27 protein-coding genes, 1 tRNA gene and 1 riboswitch are annotated in these 26,386 nt (G+C 65.8%); of the genes, 10 read left to right on the forward strand and 18 right to left on the reverse strand.

Features of this window, described 5'->3' with window-relative positions; translation table 11 throughout:
• Nucleotides 1-30 precede the first annotated feature (30 nt).
• Nucleotides 31-2,385, forward strand: coding sequence for a coiled-coil domain-containing protein (locus AC3XQU_RS14870; protein ID WP_489874942.1), 2,355 nt, complete (start codon nt 31-33; stop codon nt 2,383-2,385).
• A 96-nt stretch (nt 2,386-2,481) separates the two neighbouring features.
• On the opposite strand, the gene AC3XQU_RS14875 is transcribed toward AC3XQU_RS14870, so the two are convergent.
• Together AC3XQU_RS14875 and AC3XQU_RS14880 are read right to left on the reverse strand one after the other, a co-directional pair.
• On the reverse strand, nt 2,482-2,892 hold the full coding sequence (locus AC3XQU_RS14875; protein ID WP_489874943.1) for a DUF8785 domain-containing protein: 411 nt from the start codon (nt 2,890-2,892) through the stop codon (nt 2,482-2,484).
• A 101-nt stretch (nt 2,893-2,993) separates the two neighbouring features.
• A complete protein-coding gene (locus tag AC3XQU_RS14880; RefSeq protein WP_489874944.1) occupies nt 2,994-4,067 on the reverse strand; it encodes a DUF475 domain-containing protein in 1,074 nt (357 codons plus the stop codon).
• A 154-nt stretch (nt 4,068-4,221) separates the two neighbouring features.
• Between AC3XQU_RS14880 and AC3XQU_RS14885 the strand changes: the two genes are divergently transcribed.
• The 3 genes from AC3XQU_RS14885 to AC3XQU_RS14895 all read left to right on the forward strand — a co-directional run bounded on the left by AC3XQU_RS14885 (nt 4,222) and on the right by AC3XQU_RS14895 (nt 9,267).
• Nucleotides 4,222-4,656 carry a divergent PAP2 family protein gene (locus AC3XQU_RS14885; RefSeq protein ID WP_489874945.1) on the forward strand — a complete coding sequence of 145 codons (435 nt, stop codon included), beginning with the start codon at nt 4,222-4,224 and terminating at the stop codon, nt 4,654-4,656.
• A 222-nt stretch (nt 4,657-4,878) separates the two neighbouring features.
• Entirely contained in the window at nt 4,879-6,054 is a 1,176-nt protein-coding gene (locus tag AC3XQU_RS14890) for an efflux RND transporter periplasmic adaptor subunit (RefSeq protein ID WP_489874946.1), read from the forward strand.
• A gap of 12 nt (nt 6,055-6,066) precedes the next feature.
• Nucleotides 6,067-9,267, forward strand: a complete 3,201-nt coding sequence (locus AC3XQU_RS14895; RefSeq protein ID WP_489874947.1) for an efflux RND transporter permease subunit — start codon at nt 6,067-6,069, stop codon at nt 9,265-9,267.
• Nucleotides 9,268-9,558: 291 nt separating this feature from the next.
• Here the strand turns inward: AC3XQU_RS14895 and AC3XQU_RS14900 are convergent, their stop codons facing one another.
• From AC3XQU_RS14900 to AC3XQU_RS14915, 4 genes are all read right to left on the reverse strand, one after another.
• Nucleotides 9,559-10,014 carry a hypothetical protein gene (locus AC3XQU_RS14900; RefSeq protein ID WP_489874948.1) on the reverse strand — a complete coding sequence of 152 codons (456 nt, stop codon included), beginning with the start codon at nt 10,012-10,014 and terminating at the stop codon, nt 9,559-9,561.
• A 258-nt stretch (nt 10,015-10,272) separates the two neighbouring features.
• A complete protein-coding gene (locus AC3XQU_RS14905) occupies nt 10,273-11,271 on the reverse strand; it encodes an NAD(P)H-hydrate dehydratase (protein ID WP_489874949.1) in 999 nt (332 codons plus the stop codon).
• 10 nt (nt 11,272-11,281) lie between these two features.
• On the reverse strand, nt 11,282-12,043 hold the full coding sequence (locus tag AC3XQU_RS14910) for a histidine phosphatase family protein (RefSeq protein ID WP_489874950.1): 762 nt from the start codon (nt 12,041-12,043) through the stop codon (nt 11,282-11,284).
• A 156-nt stretch (nt 12,044-12,199) separates the two neighbouring features.
• On the reverse strand, nt 12,200-13,600 hold the full coding sequence (locus tag AC3XQU_RS14915) for an L-cystine transporter (protein WP_489874951.1): 1,401 nt from the start codon (nt 13,598-13,600) through the stop codon (nt 12,200-12,202).
• A gap of 204 nt (nt 13,601-13,804) precedes the next feature.
• Between AC3XQU_RS14915 and AC3XQU_RS14920 the strand changes: the two genes are divergently transcribed.
• Entirely contained in the window at nt 13,805-14,182 is a 378-nt protein-coding gene (locus AC3XQU_RS14920) for a Tar ligand binding domain-containing protein (protein WP_489874952.1), read from the forward strand.
• Here the strand turns inward: AC3XQU_RS14920 and AC3XQU_RS14925 are convergent.
• Nucleotides 14,169-14,372: a hypothetical protein gene (locus tag AC3XQU_RS14925; RefSeq protein ID WP_489874953.1), complete on the reverse strand. Its 204-nt coding sequence runs from the start codon at nt 14,370-14,372 to the stop codon at nt 14,169-14,171. The genes AC3XQU_RS14920 and AC3XQU_RS14925 overlap by 14 nt on opposite strands.
• A gap of 55 nt (nt 14,373-14,427) precedes the next feature.
• The gene (locus AC3XQU_RS14930; RefSeq protein ID WP_489874954.1) at nt 14,428-14,610 is read right to left on the reverse strand and encodes a hypothetical protein; all 183 of its coding nucleotides are present in this window, start codon (nt 14,608-14,610) and stop codon (nt 14,428-14,430) included.
• A 674-nt stretch (nt 14,611-15,284) separates the two neighbouring features.
• On the opposite strand from AC3XQU_RS14930, the gene AC3XQU_RS14935 reads away from it, so the two are divergent.
• Nucleotides 15,285-15,704 carry a hypothetical protein gene (locus AC3XQU_RS14935; protein ID WP_489874955.1) on the forward strand — a complete coding sequence of 140 codons (420 nt, stop codon included), beginning with the start codon at nt 15,285-15,287 and terminating at the stop codon, nt 15,702-15,704.
• 73 nt (nt 15,705-15,777) lie between these two features.
• Here the strand turns inward: AC3XQU_RS14935 and AC3XQU_RS14940 are convergent, their stop codons facing one another.
• The 10 genes from AC3XQU_RS14940 to AC3XQU_RS14985 all read right to left on the reverse strand — a co-directional run bounded on the left by AC3XQU_RS14940 (nt 15,778) and on the right by AC3XQU_RS14985 (nt 22,656).
• The gene (locus AC3XQU_RS14940; protein ID WP_489874956.1) at nt 15,778-16,053 is read right to left on the reverse strand and encodes a hypothetical protein; all 276 of its coding nucleotides are present in this window, start codon (nt 16,051-16,053) and stop codon (nt 15,778-15,780) included.
• Between the two features lie 105 nt (nt 16,054-16,158).
• Nucleotides 16,159-16,234 (reverse strand) — tRNA-Lys (locus AC3XQU_RS14945).
• A gap of 62 nt (nt 16,235-16,296) precedes the next feature.
• On the reverse strand, nt 16,297-17,052 hold the full coding sequence (gene ybgF, locus AC3XQU_RS14950; protein WP_489874957.1) for a tol-pal system protein YbgF: 756 nt from the start codon (nt 17,050-17,052) through the stop codon (nt 16,297-16,299).
• A 141-nt stretch (nt 17,053-17,193) separates the two neighbouring features.
• Nucleotides 17,194-17,712, reverse strand: coding sequence for a peptidoglycan-associated lipoprotein Pal (gene pal, locus AC3XQU_RS14955; RefSeq protein WP_489874958.1), 519 nt, complete (start codon nt 17,710-17,712; stop codon nt 17,194-17,196).
• Between the two features lie 47 nt (nt 17,713-17,759).
• Nucleotides 17,760-19,022, reverse strand: coding sequence for a Tol-Pal system beta propeller repeat protein TolB (gene tolB, locus AC3XQU_RS14960; RefSeq protein WP_489874959.1), 1,263 nt, complete (start codon nt 19,020-19,022; stop codon nt 17,760-17,762).
• A 24-nt stretch (nt 19,023-19,046) separates the two neighbouring features.
• Nucleotides 19,047-19,973, reverse strand: a complete 927-nt coding sequence (gene tolA, locus AC3XQU_RS14965) for a cell envelope integrity protein TolA (protein ID WP_489874960.1) — start codon at nt 19,971-19,973, stop codon at nt 19,047-19,049.
• A gap of 19 nt (nt 19,974-19,992) precedes the next feature.
• Nucleotides 19,993-20,424, reverse strand: a complete 432-nt coding sequence (locus AC3XQU_RS14970) for a biopolymer transporter ExbD (RefSeq protein ID WP_489874961.1) — start codon at nt 20,422-20,424, stop codon at nt 19,993-19,995.
• Between the two features lie 18 nt (nt 20,425-20,442).
• The gene (gene tolQ, locus AC3XQU_RS14975; protein ID WP_489874962.1) at nt 20,443-21,126 is read right to left on the reverse strand and encodes a protein TolQ; all 684 of its coding nucleotides are present in this window, start codon (nt 21,124-21,126) and stop codon (nt 20,443-20,445) included.
• Between the two features lie 56 nt (nt 21,127-21,182).
• Nucleotides 21,183-21,587 carry a tol-pal system-associated acyl-CoA thioesterase gene (gene ybgC / locus AC3XQU_RS14980; RefSeq protein WP_489874963.1) on the reverse strand — a complete coding sequence of 135 codons (405 nt, stop codon included), beginning with the start codon at nt 21,585-21,587 and terminating at the stop codon, nt 21,183-21,185.
• 322 nt (nt 21,588-21,909) lie between these two features.
• Complete coding sequence (locus tag AC3XQU_RS14985; RefSeq protein ID WP_489874964.1) at nt 21,910-22,656, reverse strand: SDR family oxidoreductase; 747 nt, start codon at nt 22,654-22,656, stop codon at nt 21,910-21,912.
• Nucleotides 22,657-22,799: 143 nt separating this feature from the next.
• A riboswitch (ZMP/ZTP riboswitch) is annotated at nt 22,800-22,914 on the forward strand.
• A 107-nt stretch (nt 22,915-23,021) separates the two neighbouring features.
• On the opposite strand from AC3XQU_RS14985, the gene glyA reads away from it, so the two are divergent.
• The 4 genes from glyA (at nt 23,022) to AC3XQU_RS15005 (ending at nt 26,380) form a co-directional block, all read left to right on the forward strand.
• Nucleotides 23,022-24,269: a serine hydroxymethyltransferase gene (gene glyA, locus AC3XQU_RS14990; protein WP_489874965.1), complete on the forward strand. Its 1,248-nt coding sequence runs from the start codon at nt 23,022-23,024 to the stop codon at nt 24,267-24,269.
• 56 nt (nt 24,270-24,325) lie between these two features.
• Complete coding sequence (gene nrdR / locus AC3XQU_RS14995) at nt 24,326-24,784, forward strand: transcriptional regulator NrdR (RefSeq protein WP_159695734.1); 459 nt, start codon at nt 24,326-24,328, stop codon at nt 24,782-24,784.
• A gap of 154 nt (nt 24,785-24,938) precedes the next feature.
• Nucleotides 24,939-25,445 (forward strand): type IV pilus modification protein PilV, encoded by a 507-nt coding sequence (gene pilV, locus AC3XQU_RS15000; RefSeq protein WP_489874966.1) that lies wholly within the window; start codon nt 24,939-24,941, stop codon nt 25,443-25,445.
• Nucleotides 25,442-26,380 carry a PilW family protein gene (locus AC3XQU_RS15005; RefSeq protein WP_489874967.1) on the forward strand — a complete coding sequence of 313 codons (939 nt, stop codon included), beginning with the start codon at nt 25,442-25,444 and terminating at the stop codon, nt 26,378-26,380. Before pilV ends, AC3XQU_RS15005 begins: the two co-directional genes overlap by 4 nt.
• Nucleotides 26,381-26,386 lie beyond the last annotated feature (6 nt).

The raw sequence follows: 26,386 nt of genomic DNA on the forward strand, positions 1-26,386 counted from the left end.
TGGCCTGGAACCGAGCCAACGAGAACGACCATGGAACCCATCAAGCCCGACACCGACGACATCGATTTCACGATAGACCTGTCCCATGCGGGCAGCGCCGTGCCGCGGAAACTGGGCCAGGAGACGGCGAGGCCGCCGCAGCCGCAAGGCCGCGCGCCGATGGAGATGCACGAGATCCAGGAAGCCATCGCCCGGGTCGAAGCCGAGGCCAAGGCCAACGTGGCGGCCGAGAGCCGCGCCCATGCCGAGTCGCGCGCGCGCGCCCTGGCCGAGGAGCGCGCCGCGCTCGACGCCGCCGCCACCGCCGCGGCCCTGGCCAACGCCCAAGCGTCCGAAGACGCGATCGCCGCCAACCGCGAGCGCATCGAATCCCTGCACGCGGCGGCCAAGGCATCGAGCGAGCGGCTGGAAGCGATTCGCCAGGAAACCGCCGAGCTGCGCTCGCGCGTGCAGCTGGAAACCGAAACCCGCATGGCCTCCGAAGCGCGCGCGCGCCAGGAAGACGAATCGCGCCGCCGGGCCGCGGCCCAGGTCGAAGCCCAGGCCGAGATGGCGGTGCAGGCCGAAAAAGCGGCCGACGAACTGATGGTGCAGACCGAGCGCGCCCGCCTGCAGGCGGCCGAGCGCATGGCGGCGGTGGAAGCAGCGCGCGAAGAAGTGCTGCACAACGCCAGCGCCGATGCGCGCGTGGCGATCCTGGCGCGCGAGCGCGAGCGCGCCGAACGGGGCGCCCGCCAGACCGCCGAGCTGCTGGTGCAGGCCGAAGCCGAGGCGCTGGAACTGACCCTGCAGCGCGAACGCGCCGACCAGGTGGCGCTGGCTTCGAGCTTTGCCCGCGCGGCGGCCGAGGCGCGCGCACTGGAAGAAGCGCGCGCCATGGCCCACATCGAGCAGGAACGCGAAGCGATCGCGCTGGCCCAGGCCGAGTCCGACCGCGTGGCCACCCAGTCGATGCGCATGCGCCTGCAGACCGAAAAAGAACTGCGCGACGCCGCCACCCACCGCGAGCGCCTGGAGCAGATGGCGGCCGCCGGCGCCGAAGCGCGGCGCGAGGCCGAGACCCGCATCCTGGCCGCGACCGAGGCGCGCATCGAGGCCGACCGCAAGCTGCGCGAGCTGGCGGGCGAGCGCGCCCGCGCCGAAGAAGAAGCCAGCGCCCAGGTCCAGGCGCGCCTGGAAGCCGAGTCGATCGCCGCCGCGCATGCGCGCGAGCGCGCCGCCGCCGACGAAGCCGCGGCCCTGGCCGCCCGGCGCGAGGCCGAAGAACAGGAACACGAGCGGGCGCTGGCCGCCGAGCGCGCGGCGTTGTCGCAGGCTGCGCTGGAAGCGCGCGCCGGCGCCAACGCGGCCGAAGAGGCGGCAATGCTGGCCGTGCGCGAGCATGCCGCGGCCGAGCAGGCGGCGCTGGACGCCGCGCAGCGCCGCGCCGAGGCGGCCAGGGAGCGGGTGGAGGCGGAGCGCGCGCGCGCGGCGCTGGACGAAGCCGCCATGGCGCAGGAACAGGAGCAGGTTGAGGCCGAGCGCGCGCTGGCGCAGGCGGCCGAGGCGCGCTCCCGCACCGCGCAGGCGCTCGCTGCGCAGCTGCGCGAACAGGGCGAGTCCGAACGCCGCGCCGAACAGCAGCAGCAGATCATGCTCGAGGCGCAGCAGGCGCAGGCGCGCGCCGCCATCGAGGAAGCCGAACACGCCCAGGCGGCAGCGGCGGCCCAGCAGGAAGGGGCGCGCCGCGCGCTGGAACTGGCGGCGGCCCAGGCCGAGCGCGCCGAGGCCGAGCGCCGCCAACTGGCCGTGCTCGACGCCTCGATCGCCGCCGAACGCGCCGCCACCGAGGCCGCGCGCGAAGCGCTGGCGCTGGGCGAGCGCAAACTGGCAGCCCAGCGCCAGCAGGCCGCGGCCGACGCCCGCGCCAGCGAAGCGGCTGCCGCGCGCCTGGCCTCCGAGCAGGCCGCCGCGCAGGCGGCGCTGGCCCGGGCGGCTGCCGAAGAAGAACAGGCACGCCTGGCGGGCGAGCGCGAAGCGGCCGAGCAGGATGCCCTGCGCGCTGCGGTCGAAAAACGGGAAGCCCAGCGCGCCTTGCTGGAGCACGCGCAGCGCCACGCCGGCATGCAGCGCAAGGCCGCCGAAGCGACCCAGCGCATGGCCGACGCGCGCAAGGCGCTGGCCGACCTGGAGACGCATCGCTTCGAGGAAGTGTCAGCCGACCTGGCCGCCCTGGACCGGGCGATCGGCGCGCGCACGGCCGAAGCCGAGCACCGGGTGGCCTCGGTGAACATCACGCGCGAAGTGCTGGGACGGTTCAAGCAGTCGCCGCCGGCATCGGCTTCGCAGGCGGTGACCAGGCTGGCGGAGGTGATTATGAATCAGAGGAAGAACGAGCAGGAATAGGCGGTAGCGTCGACCTGGGTCCCGGCGCAGGCCGGGACCCAGGTCACGGTGATACGCCCCGCATATCAGACGGGGTCGATCAAGTCGCCCAGCGTATCACTGAGCAGTCTGACCCGCCCCCACCGGATTGACCGGCCCCATGCTCGCCTTGGTCGCGAAATATTCCGTCTCGCCAAAGCAGGTGGTCGGGATCCCGCGGTGCTGTTCGTAGGTCACCTGCACGCGCTGGCCCATCGCGCCTTGCAGCTGCTTGACCACGGCATCGTCGCGCACGGTGAAGGTGAAGCGCTCGGGAATCGCGCCAGGCATGCTCGAGAGCAGCAGCTCGCCTTCCCAGGTCTTGCACAGCCAGCCCTTTTTCGAGAATTTCTGCAGGTAGCCCGCCCGTTCGCCTTCCGAGTACGACCAGCTCAGCGTGAACCAGGTGTAGAGCGCGAACAGCACCAGCAAGGCGGCGATGGCGGAGAGCAGGAGGGCGGTGGCGCGTTTTGGCAGGGCGTTGGGCATGGCGGCAATGGTGAGAAGTTAAAGGGGGTGAACGTGGCAGCAAGGGCAGCCGCGCCCATTCTGCCACGCCTTGGCAAAATAACAAAATCAGTTGCAGGTCTTCAGGACTTGCCCAGCGCGGTGCGGTGCTGGGCCTCCTCGTGCTGTTCGCGTTCCTTGCGCTTGCGGTAGCGCACCGAGGACCACAGCGACACCAGGATGAAGGCCAGGCCCGACAGCCCCGTGAACCATTCCGGGATGTGGTAGTGCACGCTCCCGAACATGATCAGTGCCAGGATGCCGATCGCGTAGTGCGCGCCATGCTCGAGGAAGACGAATTCTTCCAGCGTGCCCTTGTAGACCAGGAACACGGTCATCGAGCGCACGAACATGGCGCCGATCGCCAGTCCCAGCATGATGATTACGACGTCGTTGGTAATGGCAAAGGCCCCGATCACGCCGTCGAAGCTGAACGAGGCGTCCAGTACCTCCAGGTACAGGAAGCCGCCGATGCTGCCCTGGGCGATCATCTTGCCCACCGCCGGGTCTTCTTCCTCGTGCTCGAGCAGGCCGCTGAGCCATTGCACCCCTATATAGATGAGCACGCCGGTGACGCCGGCCACCAGCACCGGCAGCTTGCGCTCGGCCGGCATCAGCGACATCGCGCCGCACACGGCCGACAGGGTGATCAGGATGGCCAGGCCCTCGGTACCGTACTTGCCGACCTTTTCCTCGACCCAGCCGAGCCAATGCAACTGCTTTTCTTCGTCGAATAAAAAGTTCAGGAACACCAGCATCAGGAAGGCGCCGCCGAACGAGGCGACCTCGGCGTGCTTTTCGGTGAGGTGGCGCGAGTATTCGCGCGGGTTGTCGATGGCCATCTGCCAGACTTCGACCAGGCCCAGCCCGGTCGCGGCCGAGACGATCACCAGCGGGAACAGCAGCCGCATGCCGAACACGGCCACCAGGATGCCCACGGTCAGGAATAATTTGCGCCAGAACTCGTTCCAACCGCGCAGGACCGAGGCGTTGACGACCGCATTGTCGAAAGAAAGCGATACTTCCAGCACGCCGAGCACGGCCGTGATCCAGAGCGCCTGCAGCATGCCGCCGATGCCCCGGTGCTCGTAGCCCCACCAGCCGGCAAGGGCCATGAGGATGACCGTGACCCCGATCGACAACCGGAAATGCCGCATGACGCCCCCTTGCCTGTGTAGCCGCGTTGGAGGAATATTACCGTTCCAGGCCCAACGGCGGCGCGGGAATGCACTACCGGACCATCACGGGTGTATCTACGAAGCCTTGCTTCTGAGATAATTCCGCCCGGCATCAATTCACCTGGACCGAGACATGGATTTTGTTTACTTAGTTACTCCCGTGCTGACCTGGATGGTGGTCGGCCCGATCAAGTTCTTGATTACCAGTGCGCGCCAGCGGCGCTGGGCCTTCAACCTGGTGGGCAATGGCGGCTTCCCCAGCAACCACAGCTCGGTCGTCACCAGCATGGCCACCCTGATCGCACTGCGCGAGGGGATGGGCCATCCGGCGTTCGGGGTCGCGGTGACGCTTGCGTTCATCGTGATGATCGACGCGAACAGCTTGCGCCAGCACGTGGGCCGCCAGGCGGCGGCCATCAACAGGCTGGCGTGCGACACGGTGGGGCACGTGGTCCTGCGCGAGCGCATGGGCCACACCCTGGTGGAGATCACCGGCGGCATCGCCACCGGCATCGGCATGGGTTTCCTGATCAACGCGGTATTCACTGCGGCGGTATTCGGCGCCTGACAGGGCGCCGGGCGGACAGGGCGGACGTCCGCCCGTCCGCAACAACGCTGCATTCCAGCGACCCGGAATGCAGCTCATCGCCAAATATCGCAGTTCATCCCACGATTTCCGCGTTATGCAGAGTCGTCAATTGACGCCCACAGGGCACTACTCGATACTGCGCGCTGGCTGTCCATATTCTAATATTTACAAGATCACTGAGTCCTTCTCTGGAGAACCACAATGCTGCGCAAATCACTACTCGTCCTTGCCATCGCCACGGCGCTCGCCGCCTGCAGCAAGGAAGCCAAGGAGCCTGCCAAACCGGGCGCTGAAACCAGCGCAAAAGCCGACGGCAAAGATCCCAAGGACAAGCGTCCTTCGCAGCTGCAGGTGGCGCCGGAAGACGTGCTGACCGTCCAGAGCGACACCCTGGCCAGCGGCCCGGTGGTGACCGGTTCGATCCAGCCGGAGCGCAAGGCCGATTTGCGCGCCGAAGTCTCGGCCGTGGTGCTGCAGGTGCTGAAAGAGAACGGCGAGCCGGTCAAGCGCGGCGACGTGCTGGTGCGCCTGGACGAGACCGCGATCCGCGACAGCCTGGTCTCGGCCGAGGCCAGCGTGCGCTCGTCCAGCCAGGCGCTGGACCAGGCCAACCGCCAGCTCGAGCGCATGAAAACCCTGCGCGCCTCCGGCATGGCCTCGGCCGTCGGCCTGGACGACGCCGAAGTGCGCCTCAACAGCGCCCAGAGCGAATTGTCGGCTGCCAAGAGCCGGGCCGCCACGGCGCGCCAGCTGCTCAACCGCACCGTGGTGCGCGCACCTTTTGATGGCATCGTCTCCGAGCGCAAGGTCTCGGCCGGCGACACCGCCACCATCGGCAAGGAACTGGTCAAGGTGATCGATCCGAACAGCATGCGCTTCCAGGCGCGCGTCTCGGCCGACTCGATCGCCACCGTGAAGCTCGGCCAGAAGGTCAATTTCCGCGTCAATGGGTACGGCGACCAGCAGTTCGCCGGCATCGTCAAGCGCATCGACCCGGCCGCCAATGCCGTGACCCGCCAGGTGGAAGTGGTGGTCGAGTTCTCCGACAAGGTCCAGCCGAAGGTGGCCGGCCTGTACGCCGAAGGCCGCATCGACGCCCAGACCGCCAACGCCCTGATGCTGCCGGAAGCGGCGGTCGTGAAGGCCGGCGACAAGGCCTATACCTGGCGCATCAAGGACAAGACCCTGAACCAGGTGAACCTGGTGGTGGGCGCGCGCGACCCGCGCACCGGCAACATCGAGGTCAAGCAGGGCCTGGCCGTCGGCGACGTCGTGCTGCGCGCTCCCACCTCGAACCTGAAGGACGGCCAGAAGGTCGAGATGCCGGCGGCGCGTGTCGCCAGTGCGGCCAGCCCGGCCCCGGTGCAAGGGAAATAAGGAAAACAACCCATGTTCCTCTCCAATTTCAGTGTCAAGAATCCGGTCGCCACGATCGTACTGATCGTGGCCATGATGGCCATGGGCCTGCTGGCCCTGTCCAAGCTGAAGGTCAACCAGAACCCGGATGTCGAAGTGCCGATCATCGTGGTCGACATTCCTTATCCGGGCGCCTCGCCCGAGACCGCCGAGCGCGAGATCACCAACCGCATCGAGAAGCAGATGCTGGCGATCCAGGGCGTCACCGAAGTCAACTCCAACTCCTACGAAGGCGGCGCCTCGATCTGGATGGAATTCGACTTCGACCGCAACCTGATCGAGGCCTCGGACGACGTCCGCAACGCCATCGCCGCGGTACGCTACAAGCTGCCGGTCGAGATGCGCGAGCCGATCCTGCGCCGGATCGACCCGGCGTCCGAGCCGGTGATGTCGCTGGCGCTGTCCTCGGGTACGCAGAGCCATGCGGAGATCTCCCGCTATGCCGAAGACGTGCTGGCGGACCAATTCCGCGCGATCGACGGCGTCTCGACCGTCAGCGTCAATGGCGCCCTGCGCCGCGAACTGTCGGTGCTGCTGCGCGCGGAGAAGATGCGCGAATTCGGCGTGTCCGCATCGGACGTGACCAACGCCCTGCGCACCCAGAACACCAATGCACCGGTAGGCAAGCTGCGCAGCGAACTGGACGAGAAGGGCATCCGCCTGGTCGGCCGCATCGAGCGTCCGGAAGACTTCTCGCAAGTCGTCGTCAAGCGTAACGGCGACCAGATCGTTCGCCTGAACCAGGTTGCCGAGATCAAGGACGCCTATGCCGACATCAACAGCCTGTCGATGCGTAGCGGCAAGCCTAATGTCGGCTTGCAGATTGCCCGCTCGCGCGATGCCTCCACGGTGTCGCTGGCGAAAAAAGTGCACGAGGTCGTCAAGCAAGCGAACAAGGAAATGCCGGAAGGCACCAAGCTGGAAGTCGTGCGCGACGGCGGCGAAGATGCCCAGATGAGCCTGAACAACGTCATCGAGGCCCTGGTGCTGGGCGCGATCCTGACCATCTTCGTGGTGTATGCCTTCCTGAATTCATGGCGCTCCACCTTGATCACCGCGCTGTCGCTGCCGACCTCCGTGCTGGCGGCCTTCATCGCGGTCTGGCTGTGCGGTTTCACCCTCAACTTCATGACCCTGCTGGGCCTGTCGCTGGCGATCGGCGTCCTGATCGACGATGCGATCGTTGTGCGTGAAAACATCGTTCGCCACATGGAACTCGGTTCCGACCGCCGCACCGCGGCGCTGGAAGGCACCGCCGAGATCGGCATGGCCGTGGCCGCGACCACCTTCTCGATCATGGCCGTGTTCATTCCTGTGGCCTTCATGCCGGGCATGTCCGGCCAATGGTTCGGTCCGTTCGCACTGACCGTGACCTGCTCGGTGATCGTGTCGCTGTTCATTTCGTTCACGCTCGACCCGATGCTGTCGGCCTACTGGGGCGACCCGGTCGATCACCACAAGATCGAGAAGAAGGGCATCGGCAAGGTGCTGGACCGCTTCAACCACTGGTTCGACCAGCAGGCCGACCGCTATGGCCGCGTGATCGCCTGGGCGCTGCACCACCGCCGCTGGATGGCCGCGATCGCCGTCGCCAGCTTCGTCGCGGCGATTGCCCTGCACGCCAAGTTCGGCGGGTCGAGCTTCCTGCCGAAATCCGACCAGGGCACCCTGCAGGTCGATATCCGCGTGCCGGCCTCGTCCAGCGTGGAATATGCTCGCCGCAAGGTGGAAGCGGCTGCCGAGATCGCTCGTGCGATCCCGGAAGTCAAGGATACCAACAGCGATGCCAGGTCCAGCGGCGGACGCATCTATATCGACATCGGCAAGCGCAGCACCCGCAAGCGCAGCGGTGCGGAGATCGCGGTCGAACTGCGCGAGAAGGTCGGTCGCCTGGTGGGCGCCGAATATACCGTGATCGACGATCTCAACGGCGGCGGCAAGCCGGTCCAGATCCAGTTCACGGGACCGGATTCGCGCAAGCTGATGGAACTGACGACCGCTTACATGGAGAAGCTGCGTCAGGTCCCGGGCGCGGTCGACGTCACCCTGTCCGAGCAGGATCCGAAGAACGAGCTGCAAATCGTGCTCGATCGCGGCCTGGCCAATGCCATGGGCATCTCGATCAACGACGCCGCCCAATCGCTGCGCGTGGCCTTCGCCGGCATCGAAGTGGGGGACTGGGTCGATCCGAGCAATGAAACACGGGACGTCTCCGTGCGCCTGCATCCGGACGACCGCGTCAATACCGACAGCATCGAACGCCTGCCGATCGCGGTTGCCGGTACCGGCATGATGGTGCCGCTCGAGCAGATCGCCACCATTACGATGGGCAAGGGCCCGGCCGCCATCCGCCACAAGAACGGCGAGCGCATGATCACGGTGTCGGCCAATGCCCAGGGCCGCTCGCCTGGTGAAGTGACGGCCGACGCCATGAAACTGGCCAAGAGCTTCGACTTCCCGCCGGGCTATGGCCTGCAGTTGGGCGGCGCCGGCCAGGACCAGCAGGAAGTGTTCACCGCGATGGGCATTTCGCTGATCTCGGGCATCGGCCTGATGTACCTGATCCTGGTCATGCAGTTCGGCTCCTTCACCGCGCCGCTGGGCGTGATGCTGTCGCTGCCGCTGTCCCTGATCGGCGTGGTGCTGGCCCTGTTGATGACCAAGAACACCCTCAACCTGATGAGCCTGATTGGCGTCATCATGCTGATGGGCTTGGTGGCAAAGAACGCGATCCTGCTGCTGGACGCCGCCCGCGCCCTGGAAAAGGAGGGCATGAACCGCGAGGACGCGCTGATGCAGGCCGGCCGCAAGCGCCTGCGTCCGATCCTGATGACGACCTTTGCACTGATCGCCGGTATGCTGCCGGTGGCGCTGGCCCTGGGCGACGCCGGCCAGTTCTACCAGCCGCTGGCCATCGCGATCATCGGCGGCACCATCACCTCGACTTTCCTGACCCTGCTGGTCGTGCCGACCTTCTACGACAGCATCGAGATCGCCCGCGACCGCATGTTCGCCAAGTTCAACCGCCGTGCCGAGCGCCGCAACGTGGTCGTGGCCTTCTTCATGACCTTCGTCGAGGCCATCCTGGCCCTGACCTTCGTGCGCCTGGTCTACCGCACGATCATGCGCGGTGCGCGCATGGCCACCGGCCGCGGCAAGGTCCAGCCGGCCTGAACGAAGGCGGACCCGGGTCCGCCGTTCTGGAAGCCGGCCTTCGGGCTGGCTTTTTTTTGGGCATTGTCACCGCAAGCTGTGGAACGCGAACTGCTTGGCGAGCGCATGTCCTCGCCCGGGCGCTTGCCGCGCGCCGGGCCCGGCATGATCCACCCGTAGCGCGCACGGCGCAAAAAAAAAAGCCAGCCGCGAAGGCTGGCGATCGAAGGTGCGAAGGCTCGGGACAGTGCCCGCCTTCCGCCAGTAACGAGGCCCGCGTCGCGGACCCCGTCGCTGGTGTTGCGGCCAAGCTTACTGGCCGGTGGTGCCGGTTGCTGGCGGGGTGGTCGACGAACCGGTGCCGGTGGTGCCGGTCGTGCCCGAGGTACCCGAAGTGCCGGTGGCGCCAGTGCCCGTGCCCGTGCCGGTGGTGCCGGTCGCGCCGGTGCCCGTTGCGGAGCCGGTGCCGGTTGCAGCAGGATCGGTGGTAGTGCCGGTTGCGCCCGTGCCGGTTGCGCCGGTACCGGTCGCGCCGGTGCCCATGTCGCCGGTGGTGCCGGTGGTGCCGGTCGCGCCGGTGCCGGTTGCGCCCGTGCCGGTGTCACCCGTGGTGCCGGTGGTGCCCGAGGTGCTGCTTGGGGTGGTCGCCGACGTGTCGGTTGGGGTGGTGGTGTCGGTTGCCGGCTCGTTCTTGCGGCAGGCGCCCAGCAGGGAGGCCAACACGGCAGCAGTCAGCAGGATTTTTGGTGCTTGAGTCAGTGCTTTCATTGTTTAAACTCCTCGTTCACGTCTATCTTGTGCCGCGGGCTCCGGTCGGTCATGGAGTCCCGGCGGCGCCAGGGTTAGGTCCTCCGAGGGTCCGTTGAACCCAGCAGTGGAACCATCAGGGAACCGACGCAATACGCGGCCCCATCAGCACACGAACCGGCGGTGATGCTCAACTGGCGGTGAAGCTGCCAGGTCGCCGGATCGCATACCTCGTACTCGTTTCCGCGATGCTGCTGCGGATTGTTCAGGGAGCAGGTGCTAGGCCCCCACTCCCCAACCCACCGGTTGTGGCCGGATGGTTTCGCCGTCGCCGGCAAGCTTGCCGGCGACTTGTTCGAGCAAGGCGGGGATTTCCTGAGAAATTTCCCGCGCCAGATATCCGAGTGTTCCCATACGCTGCGCCAGGCGTTCGCCGGCACGTGCGTGCAGCGCCACGCCCCAGCAGGCTGCCTGGTCGAGCGGCGCGCCGCGCGCCGCCAGGCCTGCGATGATCCCGGCCAGCACATCGCCGGAACCGGAGATCGCCAGGCCGACATTACCGCCTTCATGCTGGTACAACGTTCCACCCGGCGTTGCGATGACAGTGCGCGCACCTTTTAATGCGACTACCGCATTCCATGCTTGCGCGGCCTCGAGCGCTTTCGGGTCGGGCCCGGCATTGACCTCGTCTTTCGGAATGCCGGTCAGGTGCGCCATTTCGCCCGCATGCGGGGTAACGATCACCGGACGCCCGAAGCGCCAGGGCGTGCCGATCGGCCAGCCCGCGGGCGGGTGCAGCAGTGCGCCCATGGCGCAGGCATCGAGCACCACGGCAACGTGCGAGTCCGCCAGGCGCGGCAGCAGCGCATGCACCAGCGCGGCCGTGGCCGGCTCGTCCTGCATGCCCGGCCCGATCAGCACGGCATCCACGCGGTCGGCCAGCGGGTCGAGGCTGGCGACGGCGTCGATGCACAGGCCGGCGCTGTCGTGTTCCGGCAGGCCGATCACGCGCGCCTCGGGCATGGCCAGCGCGACCAGCTGGGCCACGCTCTGGCCGGTGGCGATGGTGAGCTTGCCGGCGCCGGCGCGCAGGGCGGCGGTGGCGGCCAGGATAATGGCGCCCGGCATTTCGCAGGAACCGCCCAGTACCAGCACATGGCCGCGGATTTCCTTGTCGCCTTCGACGGCCGGCATCGGCACCGGCCAGCTGCGCAGCAGGGCGGTGTCGACGTCGAGCACGGCGGTGGCGCGGGCGCGCGGATCGATGAGGGTGTCCATGGGGTGGGCCTTATGCCTTCGGGGCGGCTGGCAGGTCCTTGCTGGCGGTAACGGGGGTGCCGGTCGCTTCGAGCGGCGCCACGAAATTCACGAGGCGCAGGGCAGGATGGCCGCCCTTGCCGAGATCGGGATCGAACTGGTAGGACGTGACCGAGCAGTTCGGCACGTCGCCGGCGCGGTCGAAATCGAGGATGGTCTTTTCGCTGAGGCGCTCGAATAGATAGCGGAAGCAATTGACCGTGACCTGGTGCGCGACGATCAGGACGCGCTCCTTGCAGTATTCGCGGTTGAGCGTGTCGATCACGCTGCGCAGGCGCAGGATGACGTCGCACCAGCTCTCGCCGCCGGGCGGGCGGAAATAGAACTTGCCCACGTGCTGGCGCTGCTCGTAGAGCTCCGGATAGTGGTGGGCGATGCCGTAGGTGGTAAGCCGGTCGAGGATGCCGAATTCTTTTTCGCGCAGGCGCTCGTCGGATTCGACCACGAGATTGTTGCGGTCGAGCCGCTGCATCATGATGTTGGCCGTTTCGGCGGCGCGCACATAGGGCGAGTGCAGCACGACGGTCGGCTGCTGCTCGGGCGGCAGCGAGGCGAACCAGGAACCGAGCGCCTGCGACTGGCGCTCGCCGAGCTCGGACAGGGGCACGTCGACGTCGCGGTCGGCAATGTCGATGCGGTGTCCGGCGGCGGCTTCAGCCAGGTCGCGCGCGACATTGCCGGCGCTCTGGCCATGCCTGACCAGCCAGATTTCCTGCGGCCACTTCTGTTCCATTAACAGTCCATCGATGATGTTGACATGGCGTCATCATAGACGGATTCTACGGCCGCAAAGCGCACGATTGCTGGCCTTCCATCGCGGCTCGCGGCCGCGTGGGAGGGGTCTTACAAGGCTTCCAGATTGAACGGTCGGGCGACGCAGGTCGCCCCGTCAGGAGACCTGCTCTTCGCTGTCCAGATTGATTTCCGCGTCGCTCTGAAACACGCGTAAGTCGGTCTGTCCGAGCACGCGGCTGGTGACCGTGCCGGCGGCGATCGAGCCGCTCACGTTCAGGGCAGTGCGGCCCATGTCGATCAGCGGCTCCACCGAAATCAACAGGCCCGCCAGCGCCACCGGCAAGTCCATGGCCGACAGGACGATCAGCGCGGCGAAGGTCGCGCCGCCGCCGACGCCGGCCACGCCGATCGAGCCGAAGGCGACGATCGCCAGCAGCGGCAGCAGGAAGGAGGCCGTCATCGGGTCGATGCCGACGGTGGGGGCGATCATGACCGCCAGCATCGCCGGATAGATGCCGGCGCAGCCGTTCTGGCCGATGGTCGCCCCAAACGAGGCGGCGAAATTGGCGATGCCCTCGGGCGTGCCCAGGCGCGCGGTCTGGGTCGCCACGCTCATCGGGATCGCGCCGGCGCTGGTGCGCGAGGTGAAGGCGAAGGCCAGGACCGGGAAGATCTTCTTCACGTAGCGCAGCGGGTTCAGGCCGCTGCCCGCGACCAGCAGCAGGTGCACGCAGAACATCAGCGCCAGCGCGCAGTACGAGGCGACGACGAAGTTCGCCAGGCTGAGGATGTCCTGCAGGCTGGAGCCGGCCACCATCTTGGCCATCAGCGCGAACACGCCGAACGGGGTCAGGCGCAGCACCAGGGTCACCATGCGCATGACGATCACGTGCGCCATGTGCACGAAGTCGCTGAACGAGCGGAACACTTCCGGCTTCTTGCCCGCAATCCCCGTGGCCGAAATCCCGATGAAGATCGCGAACACCACCACGGCGATGGTCGAGGTCTTGCGCGCGCCGGTCATGTCCAGGAAAGGGTTGGCCGGGATGAAGGACAGGATCATGCTCGGCAGCGAAATCTCCTTTGCCGCCGCCAGGTTGCCTTGCAGGTAATCGCCACGCGCCACTTCCGCGGCCGAAGCAGTCAGGCCGACCGCCGTCAGGCCGAAGACCTTGGCCATCAGGATGCCGATCGCGGCCGCCACGATGGTGGTGAGGATCAGGATGCCGATCGTCAGCGTGCTGATCGTGCCCAGCGAGGACGCGTTGCGCAGCTTCAGGATGGCCTGCACGATCGACACCATGATCAGGGGAATGACGATCATCTGCAGCAGCTTCACGTAGCCGCTGCCGAGCACGTCCAGCCAGGCATTGGTGGCCGCGATCCCGGGCGAGGTCGCGCCGTAGATCGCCTGCAGGGCGGCGCCGAACACGACGCCCAGGCCAAGGCCAGTGAAGACGCGCTTGGTGAACGAGGCATGGCTTGCCTGCATGCGGTAGAGCAGGGCGCAGGCGGCCAGCGCGACGGCCAGGTTGAGTAGAAGAGAAAAGTTCATTCGAGCCTTTGTATGAAGCGCCTCGCGAAAGCTAGTGCGCTGCGGAAACCTATCGCGGCATTTTATAGGCAAACCGATATTGCCGCCGGATAAGGCGCGACCAGCCACGGGGCAGCTACCTCAGGCCGGCTTGCACAAATACCTAGCCAAGGCGGCTACAGCCGGTGTCTTCCTGTCAAAGTTCCGTGGCGCGATGGCGACAGCGTGGCCGACAGCGCCCAGCGCGGCGCCCTGATGCAGGAGGTCGACACCAATATCGTTGCCGTTTCCGCTACCTGGAAGGCTTACGAGGCGACCGAGCTGACAGTCGATGAGGCCGCCCTGGCGGGCAAGTTCGTCGAGGCCCGCAAGGCCTTCCTTTCGCAAGGCTTGATGCCTGCCGTGGCCGCAGTGCGCGCCGGCGACATGGTCCGGGCCGGCGAACTGGTGAGCGGCGAAATGTCGCGCAGCTTCCGGCCGGTCGGCGCCCTTGGCGGCGAACTGATCAAGCTGCAGCAGGATGTGGCCAAAGCCGATTACGAGCGCTCGCTCGCCGAATACGAGACCCTGCGCCTGGTCTACGGGACGGTTACAGGGAACTGAAGCGCAGCAGGGGATCGTCGCGGTACTGTGCCAGGCGCATGTCGCCCCGGCCGCTGCCGCCGCGGTCGAAGACCAGGGAAATGGCGCGGTCGGTAGAGGTGAAGGTGTACTGGTCGCGCGCCGACAGGGTTTGCCGTTTATTCCGGCCCAGGTCGACATAAAGCTTGCCGTCGACCAGCCGGATCCACATCGTGCGGTGCAGCTCGTGCGAAGGGAAGTGCTGCGGCTGATACTCGAGTCCGGTGTTATTCCATTGCGATGACGAGCGCCGCCACACCCAGGCACAAGCCGGCTGCCACGCCCATGCGCTGGCGCAGGCGGCGGCTGTTCGAGACGATGCTCTTGGCAAAAGTGCGCTTCGGTGCGGCAGGGTTGCTGCGGTCGACCGTGGCTGGATGAATGCTTGGATGCGAATGTTCGGTGTTCATGATGGTTCCTTGTTCCCGTCTCCACCGGAGACTGGCGTTGATGAATGTACTGGATGCGACGCTGCAAGCCTGACGGCTGCGCAAGGGCTGTTCCTTGCCGCGCTCGCCAGGCTCAGACGAGCAGCGCAGGGGTGGCTGGATCGTTCCAGGCAGGTGGGCGCAGGCTCGTGTGTGGACATGCATTTGCCAGTATCGAGCGTCGACGTCGTATTCGGTTGGTGCGACGAGCTGATGGCCCAATTGCACAATATGTTATTTATTTTACATGTTGGCCCGGCGAATTCAAGACCGCACACGATTCGTTACAGACTCAACTAATTGCCCTGAATCAACAATATCCGGCCCTGCCTGCAGAAAGTCAAGTCCCGCGTGCATTGCGTCCACGAGAACCAACATCCGCAGTCGCCTGCATCCGGCTACCGGACTGGGTCGCGATGCGAAAAACCGCCGCCCTGCACGTTTCATGGATCATGTCGTCCCGATCTGATTTTCGCGGCTTCGAGACCGTTTCGTGATGTTGGGGACGCCGTCCTTGCGCGCGGCGGACGCCGCCCTAGACTGGATAAAGCACCTCTGGCATGGCCAGTTGCGCAACCCATGCGCCAGGCACCGCGTCCGTCTCCGCTCGCGCCGATGTCCGGCCCAGGCCCATCCATTTTCGCGAAGGAGCAATCATGCGTTCCCTATCCCTGGCAGTTTCCGCCGGCCTGCTGCTGCTGTCGTCCAGCACCGGCGCCCAGACCAGCCAATACCCCGTGAGCACCGACAGCGCCATGTCGAGCGTGCAGGTGACCGCCCCGGCACGCCGTATTTTCCAGGAAGACCTCGACACCGTGCGCGGCCAGTACGCCCTGTCCAACGGCTGGCGCCTGAAGGTCGACCCGGCGGCAAGCGGCATTACAGCGCGCATCGACAAGCAGCGTCCGATCCACCTTGTCGCGCTATCCAAGGACAAGTTCGTCTCGCGCGACGGTAACGTGGAAATGGTCTTCAACCGGGGCGACCAGGGCGAGGACATGCTGATGAGCTATGTACCGGCCGACTCGCGCATCGCCCAGGTGATCGTGGTGAAGGCGACCCTGGCCCAGCGCTGAAGCCCGGCGCCAAGCCGCAAACGACAACGCCAGCCCTGGAGGCTGGCGTTGTCTTTCCCATCCTGCGCAGCGCTTACTGCCCGACGCAGATGATCTTGGTCGTGTACTCGTGGGCGCTGTTTTTCTTCTTCGTGGCCCAGTCGATGACTTCCTGGGCGTCGGCGACCGTCATGACGGTCGCTTTTTCCTTGTTCCGGATGAAGGAGACGCCCTCGAACCTGCCTTCCTTGCTGCGCATGACTTTGGCGAACACGGGCGCCTTGTTTTCTTTGTCGGCGATCTTGTTCTGCTGGACGAGGTAACGCTGGTCGATGGTTTCCATGCTGGTGTGCGGTAGGTGAGGGTTCAAGGTCGTATTCTACGGCGGGCGAGGCCAGGCGCGTCCGAATCGAGCGGGAAAAGGATTGGCAAACAAAAACGCCAACCCGTGAAGGTTGGCGTTTTTGCTGAAACTTGGTAGGCCGTGCGGGATTCGAACCTGCGACCAACGGATTAAAAGTCCGCTGCTCTACCAGCTGAGCTAACGACCCGAAGAAGCGAGATTATAGGATGCAGATGGCATCCTGTCAAACCCCGGCGAAAGATCGGGAACTTATTTCAGCGACGCCAACCGGTCTTTTGCGGTCTTGCCCGCGCTCGTTCCGGGGTATTTCGACACCAGCTGCTGCAGCGCCTTCTTGGCGTTCTTGCTGTCCTTGAGCAGGGCGTAGCTGCTGGCGATGTTGAGCATGGCGTCCGGCGCCTTGGGGCTGGAGGCGTAGGTGCTGGTGACGACTTCCTGGGCCGCGATCGCCTTCTTGTAGTCGCCCAGCGCGTAGTAGGCGTTGCCCAGCCAGTATTGGGCGTTCGAGGCGTAGGGCGATTCCGGATAGCGGCGCACGAAGTCCTGCAGCGCGGTGGCGGCGCCCTTGTAGTCGCCCGACTGGAACATGGCCGTGGCGCTCTCGTAGGCGGTTTTCTCGGACGGCAGCACCTCGGCGGCCTGGCCGTCGACGACTTCCTGCTGCGGCTCGATCTTCTTGATGCGCGCATCGAGGTCGGCGTAGAGCTGCTTCTGGCTGTTCTGGGCCTTGCTGATCTCGTTGGCCAGCACTTCGATCTGGCCGCGCAGGCGCGAGATTTCCTGCATGGTCTGCTCGTGCTGGTTCAGCATGTCGAGCTGGACGGTCTTGTCCGACTTGGTGTCGATGCGGGCGTTCAGGTCGCGGGCAATGGCGTCGACCTTGGTGCGCAGGTCGAGGATGGCCTTGCGCGCTTCGTCGTCGTCGAGCAGGCCGGCGGAGGCCTGCAATGGCATCCAGGCCATCAGGACGAGGCAGGCGAGGCGGGACGGGGACAATTTCATCATGGCAGGGATCTTTCCGGTTGCAGAGTAAAACGGGGCGGATGCAGTCTGCACTGCTATCCGCCCCGCTGTCAATCAGCCTTGCCTTAAGAACGCCCGGGAATCCTCCCGATGGAAGGGCCAGGCGCTCCGGCAGCGACCAGATTACTGGTAAACGATGTCGGCGCGGCGGTTTTCAGCCCATGCAGCTTCGTCGCTGCCGGTGGCTTTCGGCTTTTCTTCGCCCAGCGACACGGCTTCCATCTGGTTGTCCGACACGCCCAGCGAGGCCATCGAGCGGCGGACGGCTTCGGCACGCTTCTGGCCCAGGGCCAGGTTGTACTCGGTGCCGCCGCGTTCGTCGGTGTTGCCTTGGATCAGGACCTTGCGGCCGGTGTTCTTGGTCAGGTAGCCCGAGTGGTTGGCCACGACCGGCTTGCCGTCTTCGCGCACGACGAAGCTGTCGTAGTCGAAGTAGACGCTGCGGTTGGCCAGCACGCCTTTTGGATCGTTCAGCGGATCGACGCTGCCGGTTTCCACTGGACGGATGTCGCGCGCGTCCGGCTGGGCCACCGGGGTCGGGCTCTTCTCGACCACCGGGGTCTCGTTCAGTTTGGTCGGCGACGAGCAAGCGGTGAGCAGGGCGGCCGAAGCGATGAGGGCTACTTTATGGAAGTGGCGCATGGTTTTTCTCCTTGTCTAATAAAAGGTGCTGCTTTTGTTGTACTTCTTTACTTCATGAAGGGACCCCAGCTGGGCTCCCGAATGTTTCCCGCTTTGGTCGTCAAGCGCTGCTTTACCCGCCCATCCACCGAGACCACGGCCAGCGAGACACGCCCGCCGCCCTTGGTCGCATACATGATGTACTTGCCGTTAGGCGAAAAACTCGGTTCGGTGGCCCCGTCGGCCAGGCGCAGCTCCTGGCCGCTGGCCAGGTCCATCGCATAAAGGGAGAAACCGCCGCTGCGCTGGGAGATCCATGCCAGGGTCTTGCCGTCCGAAGACACGCGCGGGCTGATGTTGTAGTTGCCGTTGAAGGTGACGCGGGTCGGATTGCCGCCCGAGACGCTCATCTTGTAGATCTGCGGGCCGCCGCTGCGGTCGCTGGTGAAGTAAATGGTCTGGCCATCGGCCGAGAACTGCGGTTCGGTGTCGATCGACGGGCTGTTGGTCAGGCGGCGGTGGCCGCTGCCGTCGGAGCCGACGGTATAGATTTCGGTATTGCCGTCTTTCGACAGGGCCACGGCCAGCATGTTGCCGTTGGGCGACCAGCTCGGCGCCGAGTTGTTGCCCTTGACGTTGGAGATCACGTTGCGGCGGCCGGTCATCAGGTCTTGCAGGTAGACCACGGGCTTGCGGTCTTCCATCGAGACATAGGCGACCTTGCTGCCGTCGGGCGACCAGGCCGGCGAGATGATCGGTTCGCGCCCGCGGGTGGCGACGATTTCGTTCTCGCCGTCGGCGTCGGCCACGGCCAGCGTGTAGTTGCGGTTGGCGCGGTCTTCCTTTACATAGGCGATGCGGGTCGAGAAGATGCCGCGGGTGCCGGTCAGCTTCTCGTACACGTCGTCGGCGATGCGGTGGGCCTGCAGGCGGGTGTACTTGGGCTGGACTTCGCCGCCGAGCTGCGACAGCTGGGCGCCGCCGACGGTGTCGTGCAGCTTGTAGCGCACGGCCAGGCGGCCGTCCGGCTGGCGCGCCACGCTGCCGACCACCAGGGCCTGCACGCCGCGCGCCTTGAAGGCGGCCAGGTCGGGATTGGCGCTGTCGCTGATGGCCTGGCCCGCATCGGTGACCTTGAACAGGCCGCTGCGCTCGAGGTCGGCGCGGATGATGGCGGAGACCTGCTCCGGGGCCACCGATTCGTCGGCAAAGGCCGCCACGGCAACGGGAATCTGGTTGCTGCCGACACCGGCGATTTCAACCTTGAGCTGGGCCTGGGCGGAGCCCATCAGGACGGTAGCGGAAAACAGCAGGAAATGGAGTTTTTTCATAGTTTTTCGTTTGGACTAAACGGATCAGTCGTAATCCTTCATCGAGAAATTGACGTCGAGCGTGCGCTCCACGGTCCCGTCCTTTTTCTTGGGGAGGGGAGAAGCATTCTTGATACCATTTTGAACTGCCCGGTCGAACTCAGGCACACCGCTGCTTTTCACCAGGCGCACCGACATGATTTCGCCGGTCGGCAACTGGTCGACCTTGAACACGGCCTTCGGGTTGCCCGGCATGGTGGTGCTGCCGGCATAGGCGGTGGCGCTCTTGATCGCGGCGGTGATCGCGGCCACGTAGCCGGCATCGGCCTTCGGCGCGGTGGACTTCTCGGCGCTGCCGCTGCTGCCCATGGCGCCAGCCATGCGTTTCAATTCGTCGTCGCGGAACTTGGCCAGCTTGGCCGCTTCCGCTTTCTCGGCCTTGTCCTTGGCGGCCTTTTCCTGGGCCAGCTTTTTCTCGGCGGCCTGCTTCTCGAGCTTCTTCTTGTCGTCCGCTTCCTTCCTGGCCAGTTCCTTCTTGCGCTCGGCCTCGTCCTTCTTCTGTTGCTCGGCCAGTTCCTTGCGCTCGAGTTCGCGTTTCTCAAGCAGCTCCTGCTTGCGCGCTTTTTCCTTCAACTCCTTCTCGCGCTGCAGGTTGATGTCCGGCGGGGTCGGGGCGGGGCGCTCGACGGGCGGCGGCTCGGCCTGGCGTGGCGGCGGGGTGGGTGCCGGTTCCGGCTCGGGTTCGCGCGTGGGCGGGGGCGGCAGCGCGGGCGCGGCGGCGGTCTGGACCGACATGTCCCAGACTTCGGCCTCGACCGCGACCGGTTCGTTGTTCTGCCAGCTGATGCCGAACCACAGGAAACTCACCAGGACGGCATGCACCGCCACCGCCAGCAGGAAAGCGGGCAGGCGGCTCGGTTCGGGCGGCACGCTGTAGGGCGCGCCGGCAGTGGCAGGCTTCATTGCGGGCATGGATGCGTCTCGGGCTTCATCACTTGGTGGCCAGTCCCACCCGGTTGATACCCATCTTCTTCGCTTCGGAAATCAGCTGGATCACATCGTCGTATTTGCTGTCGCGGTCCCCGGCAATCAAGACCGGGTAGTCGGGATTTTCTTCGTGCAAGGTGCGCAGGCGCGCCAGCAGCGCGGTGCGGTCGGCCACTTCTTCGGCCGCCACCTTCTGCTTGCCGCCGACCCCGATCGACAGCTTGTTTTCCGGCTGGATCGAGATCTGGATATAGGTGTCCGGCGGCAGCGCGGATTTCTCCGCGCTCGGCAGGTTGACCACGCTGGGCGCTTCGTTGGCCGGCACGGCCATGAAGATGATGAGCAGCACCAGCATCACGTCGATGTAGGGCACGACGTTGATCTCGGATTTGAAGCTGCGTTTGCGTCCGCTGCGCAGGCTGCTGGAAAAGGCCATTGAGAATACTCCGCTTGCTCAGCGCGCCTGGCGCTGCAGGATGTTCGAGAATTCCTCGACGAAGCTCTCGAAGCGGATCGCCAGGCGATCGATGTCGTGGGTGAAGCGGTTGTAGGCCACCACGGCAGGGATTGCCGCGAACAGGCCGATCGCGGTGGCGATCAGGGCTTCGGCAATGCCGGGCGCGACGATGGCGAGCGTGGCTTGCTGGACGCTGGCCAGGCCGCGGAAGGCGTTCATGATGCCCCACACGGTGCCGAGCAGGCCGATGTAAGGGGAGACCGAGCCGACCGAGGCCAGGAAGTTCAGGTGGATGTCGAGGGCGTCGAGCTCGCGCTGGAAGGCGGCGCGCATCGCGCGGCGGGCGCCGTCGAGTACCGGGCCCATGTCGTTGACGTCGCGCGCGGCCTGCTTGCCCTTGATGAATTCACCCATGCCGGACTCGAAGATGCGGGCCAGGGGGCCGCTCTGGTCGCGCTGTGCGCTGGCGCTCTGGTGCAGGGTATTGAGGTTGCCGCCAGCCCAGAAGCTGCGTTCGAACTGCTCGGTCTGGGTACGCGCGGCTTTCAGCGCGAACACCTTGCGGAAGATATAGGTCCAGCTCACCACCGACAGGATCAACAGCAGGGCCATGATCAGCTGCACCAGGATGTGGGCATTGCTGATCAGGTGGATAAACGAGAGGTCTTGGGTTGCGGTCATCGGGTGGATTCTGTTGTCGGATTATTCAGGCAGGCATGGGCGAACGTTGTGCCAACTCACGCGGCGCGCATTTTATCAGCAGCGCTGTCGGGAAGCGACCGTGGGCGCATCGTCGCGGTATCGACGCAGCCCACCTTCACGTGGGCGCTGGTCAGGAGCAGCTCGCCTTTCCAGGCTTGCTGGGCGAACTGGACGGAGGCGCGGCCGAGCTTCTCGATTGTCGTGCGAATGGTCAGCACGTCGTCGAGCCGGGCGGGCGCATGGTAATCCAGGGAGGCGCTCTTGACGACGAAAGCGGCGCCCTCCAGGTCGAGCAGCTCCTGCTGGCCGACACCCAGGGCGCGCAGCCATTCGGTGCGGGCACGTTCAAAGAATTTCAGGTAATTGGCGTAAAACACGATGCCACCGGCGTCCGTATCTTCGTAATAGATCCTGACTGTCCAGTCAAAAGCTGAAGGCATTTCCCCTGCCATTTAAATGTAAATAGGAAACATTTTACGCGATTTTTGCCGACCCTATGTGCGCTTAAGAACATAGGGGCCGGAAAAAGGTCGGACGTGCCTTTCGTTCAGGCACTACGCTGCGGCAGTAGTAGACGTGAAACATAGCCGAAAGGCCAATGACTGTAACACTTTCTAACAATTGCCGAGCGCGCGATACGGGAAGTCAACGGCTCGAGTCCAAGCATACGGTACAGCTCGCAGTGGTAGGGTGGGCAAGTCTCTTGCCCACCCTACAAGCAGACACGAATCGAACGTCACGGTGAACGCTGGCATCCCCGAATTACGTGCGCTTAATGGTAAATGGCGAAAAGCCCTGGCAAGTCGGCATCAGCTCGATACTGTTCACGTTCACATGCGGCGGCAAGGTCGCGATCCAGTACGCCGTATTCGCGATGTCCTCGGCGCTCAGCGGCGTGGTGCCTTCGTAGACCTTGGCCGCGGCCGCATCGTCGCCCTTGAAGCGCACGTTCGAAAATTCGGTCCCGCCGCACAGCCCCGGCGCCAGGTTGGTCGCGCGCACGCCGGTGCCGACCAGGTCGGCGCGCAAATTCAGGGTGAACTGCTCGACGAAAGCCTTGGTCGCGCCATACACATTGCCGCCCGGGTAAGGGTAGTGGCCGGCCACCGAGCCCAGGTTGATCACGAGGCCACTGCCACGCGCCACCATGCCGGGCAGCACCGCGCGGGTCATGGTCACCAGGCCCTGGCAATTGGTAGCGATCATCGTGTCCCAGTCTTCCAGCGGCACTTCGTGGGCGGGCAGGGTGTTGAGCGCCAGGCCCGCGTTATTGACGAGCACGTCGATGTCGCGCCAGCCGTCCGGCAGGCCGGCAACCGCGGCATCGATCGAGGCGCGGCTGGTCACGTCCAGGGTGACGGGCAGGGCGGCGTCGCCCAGTTCGGCTGCCAGGCCGGCGATGCGGTCGGTACGGCGGGCCGCCAGGATGGCCTTGTGGCCGTTGGCGACGAACACGCGGGCCATCGCGGCGCCGAAGCCGGCCGAGGCGCCGGTGATGAAGACGATCATGGTGGGTCCTGGGGCGGCGAAGTGGAAGGAAGGGAAAATTGTAGCCGAAATGGCTACAAGCTTGCTGCGGCCCCGTCACTTGTCATCAAGACAGCAGTTTCCTTGCCCTAAGGGGCTCGGATCACATACAATCTGGAGTCATTTACGTCTCACGTAACTGGCGAAACACCGTGCCGCATCCGAATGCGCGAGGCACGGCAAAGGTGGGCACCCACCGGGGAACGTGAGATGTCATCGCCGTTCGCCTGGGCAGCCACCAACTGACCGCGCCGTGTCGCGCGCGGCCTCGCGGCTGCCTTGCGCCCGCCCGGCCGCCCATCCTGCGCTGGCCCGTTGCCTGGTATTTCTCTCGATTGGAGTTTTACATGTTTGCAAAGAATCACACGCTCGCCAATGTCGACCCGGAACTGTGGGATGCCATCCAGAAGGAAAACGTTCGCCAGCAGGACCACATCGAACTGATCGCGTCCGAGAACTACACCTCGCCGGCGGTCATGGAAGCGCAGGGCTCGCAGCTGACCAACAAGTATGCCGAAGGCTATCCAGGCAAGCGCTACTACGGCGGCTGCGAATACGTCGACGTCGCCGAGCAGCTGGCGATCGACCGCCTCAAGCAACTGTTCGGCGCGGAAGCGGCCAACGTGCAGCCGAACTCCGGTTCCCAGGCCAACCAGGGCGTGTTCTTCGCCATGCTCAAGCCTGGCGACACCATCATGGGCATGTCGCTGGCCGAAGGCGGCCACCTGACCCACGGCATGGCCCTGAACATGTCGGGCAAGTGGTTCAACGTCGTTTCCTACGGCCTGACCGAGCAGGAAGACATCGACTACGAGGCCATGGAACGCCTGGCCCGCGAGCACAAGCCGAAGATGATCATCGCGGGCGCCTCGGCCTTCGCGCTGCGCATCGACTTCGAGCGCTTCGCCAAGATCGCCAAGGAAGTCGGCGCCTATTTCATGGTCGACATGGCCCACTACGCCGGCCTGATCGCCGCGGGCGAGTACCCGAACCCGGTGCCGCATGCCGACTTCGTGACCTCGACCACGCACAAGTCGCTGCGCGGCCCGCGCGGCGGCATCATCCTGATGAAGGCCGAGTTCGAGAAGCAGATCAACTCGGCGATCTTCCCCGGCATCCAGGGCGGTCCGCTGATGCACGTCATCGCCGGCAAGGCCGTGGCCTTCAAGGAAGCCTTGACGCCCGAGTTCAAGGAGTACCAGAAGCAGGTCGTCAAGAACGCCGCGGCGCTGGCCAACACCCTGACCGAACGCGGCCTGCGCATCGTGTCGGGCCGTACCGAATCGCACGTGATGCTGGTCGACCTGCGCTCGAAAGGCCTGACCGGCAAGGAAGCCGAAGCGATCCTGGGCCAGGCGCACATGACCTGCAACAAGAACGGCATCCCGAACGACCCGCAGAAGCCTTTCGTCACCTCGGGTATTCGCCTGGGCAGCCCGGCCTTCACCACCCGCGGCTTCAAGGAAGAAGATGCGGTCAAGGTCGGCCACCTGATCGCCGACGTGCTGGACAACCCGCACGACGCGGCGACCATCGAGCGCGTGAAGGCCGAGGTCAAGCAGCTGACCGACAAGTACCCGGTCTACGCCGCGTAAAGCAGCAACCACCCTGGGGCCGGCGCTTGCCGGTCCCGCTAGCACCCCCGGCGCCCATGAAATGTCCGTTCTGCCAGCATGAAGATACCCAGGTCCTCGACACGCGCGTGTCCGAGGAAGGGGACGCCATTCGCCGGCGCCGGCGCTGCGCCAAGTGCGACAAGCGCTTCACCACCTACGAGCGCATCGAGCTGTCGATGCCGATCCTGGTCAAGAAGAACGGCAGCCGTACCGAGTACGCGCCCGCCAAGCTGCGGGGCAGCCTGATGCTGGCCCTGCGCAAGCGTCCGGTGGCCGCCGAAGCCATCGACACGGCGGTGGCCACCATCGAGGAAAAGCTCCTGACCAGCGGCCGCCGCGAAGTCGATACCGGCTATGTGGGCGAGCTGGTGATGCAGGAACTCAAGCGCCTCGACAAGATCGCCTACATCCGCTTCGCTTCGGTCTACAAGAATTTCGAAGACCTGGCCGAGTTCCAGGAAGCGCTGGCCGAAGTCGGCCACCCGCGCAAGTAACACCGCTCATCGGTTCCCCGAAAACGATTGCGCCATCTCACGGCGTGCAGGTGCTCGCCTGATAACTTCGCAGCTCGCAGACGGCAGGGTTTTCTCATCCCTTGCCGGTTTCTCGACGCTGACGAAGGAGGTGGGTGTGCGCTCGCATGGGGCAATGCAAGGATTCACGCTGGTCGAAGTGCTGGCCGCGCTGTTCGTGCTGGCGGTGGGCATCGTCGGCGCCGGCGCCACGCAGCTGACGGCCGAGCGCCTGCGCCAGCACGCGGCGCGCACATCGGAAGCGGCGCAGCTGGCGGCCTCGCTGGCCGCGCGCATGCGGGCCAATGGGCCGGTGGCCGGCCTGCCCGACGCCGGCAACCCCTATCTCGCCTTGCGCTACGACGCCGCCGACGGCGCGCCGCTTGCGCCGCCGGCGTGCTTCGGCAGCACGGCATGCAGCCCCCAGCAACTGGCCGAGTTCGACCTGCACGAGATCCGCCAGGCGGTGCACGCGCACTTTCCCGGCGGACGGGTCGAAGTCTGCCGCGACGGCTCGCCCTGGGATGGCGCGACCAACAGCTTTCGCTGGAGCTGCGACGGCGACCCCGCTGCGCTGCCGGTCGTCAAGCTGGGCTGGCAGGGCACCGACGGCGCGCCCGGCTACGTGACGGTGCTGCAATGAGGGTGTCCACTTGCCGCCAGCGCGGCATGACGATGGCCGAACTGCTGGTGGCCATGACGCTCGGCCTGGTCGTGCTGCTGGCTGCCGGCAGCCTGTTCGTCTGGTCCACCCGCGCCTTTGCCGCGCAGGTGGAAACGGCGGCCATGGACGATGCGGGACGCTATGCGCTCGAGGTCGTGGCGCGCGCGGTGCGGCAGTCCGCCGCCGTCGACTGGGAAACGCACGGCAGCGGCCCGGACGCGGCCGCGCCGGCGGCGCTCGCCGGCCTGGACGCGCGGCGGGTGGCGCAGACCGGTTTCGCCATCGACAACCCGATCGCCACTGCGGTGGTGCATGGCAGCGACGTGCTGGCGGTGCGCTATCCCGGCAGCGGCGCTCCGCCCAGTGGGGACGGCACCACGCTCGACTGCGCGGGCTTTTCCGTGCACCGCAACGAGGAGGGCTGGAGCATCTTCTATGTCGCCCGGAATGCCCAGGGCCAGGCCGAGCTGCGCTGCAAGTACCGGGGCGCGAGCAGCTGGTCGGCCGATGCCGTGGTCGGCGCAGTGGACAGCTTCCAAGTGTTGTACGGGCTCGATCTCGACGCCGACGGCGCGCCCGAGCGCTACCTGCATGCCAGCGCCCTGCATGCGCTCGACGCCGGCCTGGCGCTGGCGGGCGCAACGCCCGCCGAGCGCGACGCCGACCTGCGCCGGCGCACCCACTGGAAGAAGCTGGCCAGCGTGCGGGTGGCCCTGCTGCTGCACGGCGCGCCCAGCCGGCTGGCCAATGCGGGCAGCGCCAGCTACGACCTGTTCGGGCCGCAGTACGGCGACATGGCGGGCGTGCTGGACGCCGGCACCCGCCTGCCGGAAGCAAGCCTGGCCGGGCGCGAGGCGCCGCGCCACCGCAAGGTGTTCGCCACCACCATCGCGCTGCCCGCGCGCGGCGGGTGAGGGCCG

This window comes from Telluria sp. AZSoR62, assembly GCF_058111565.1.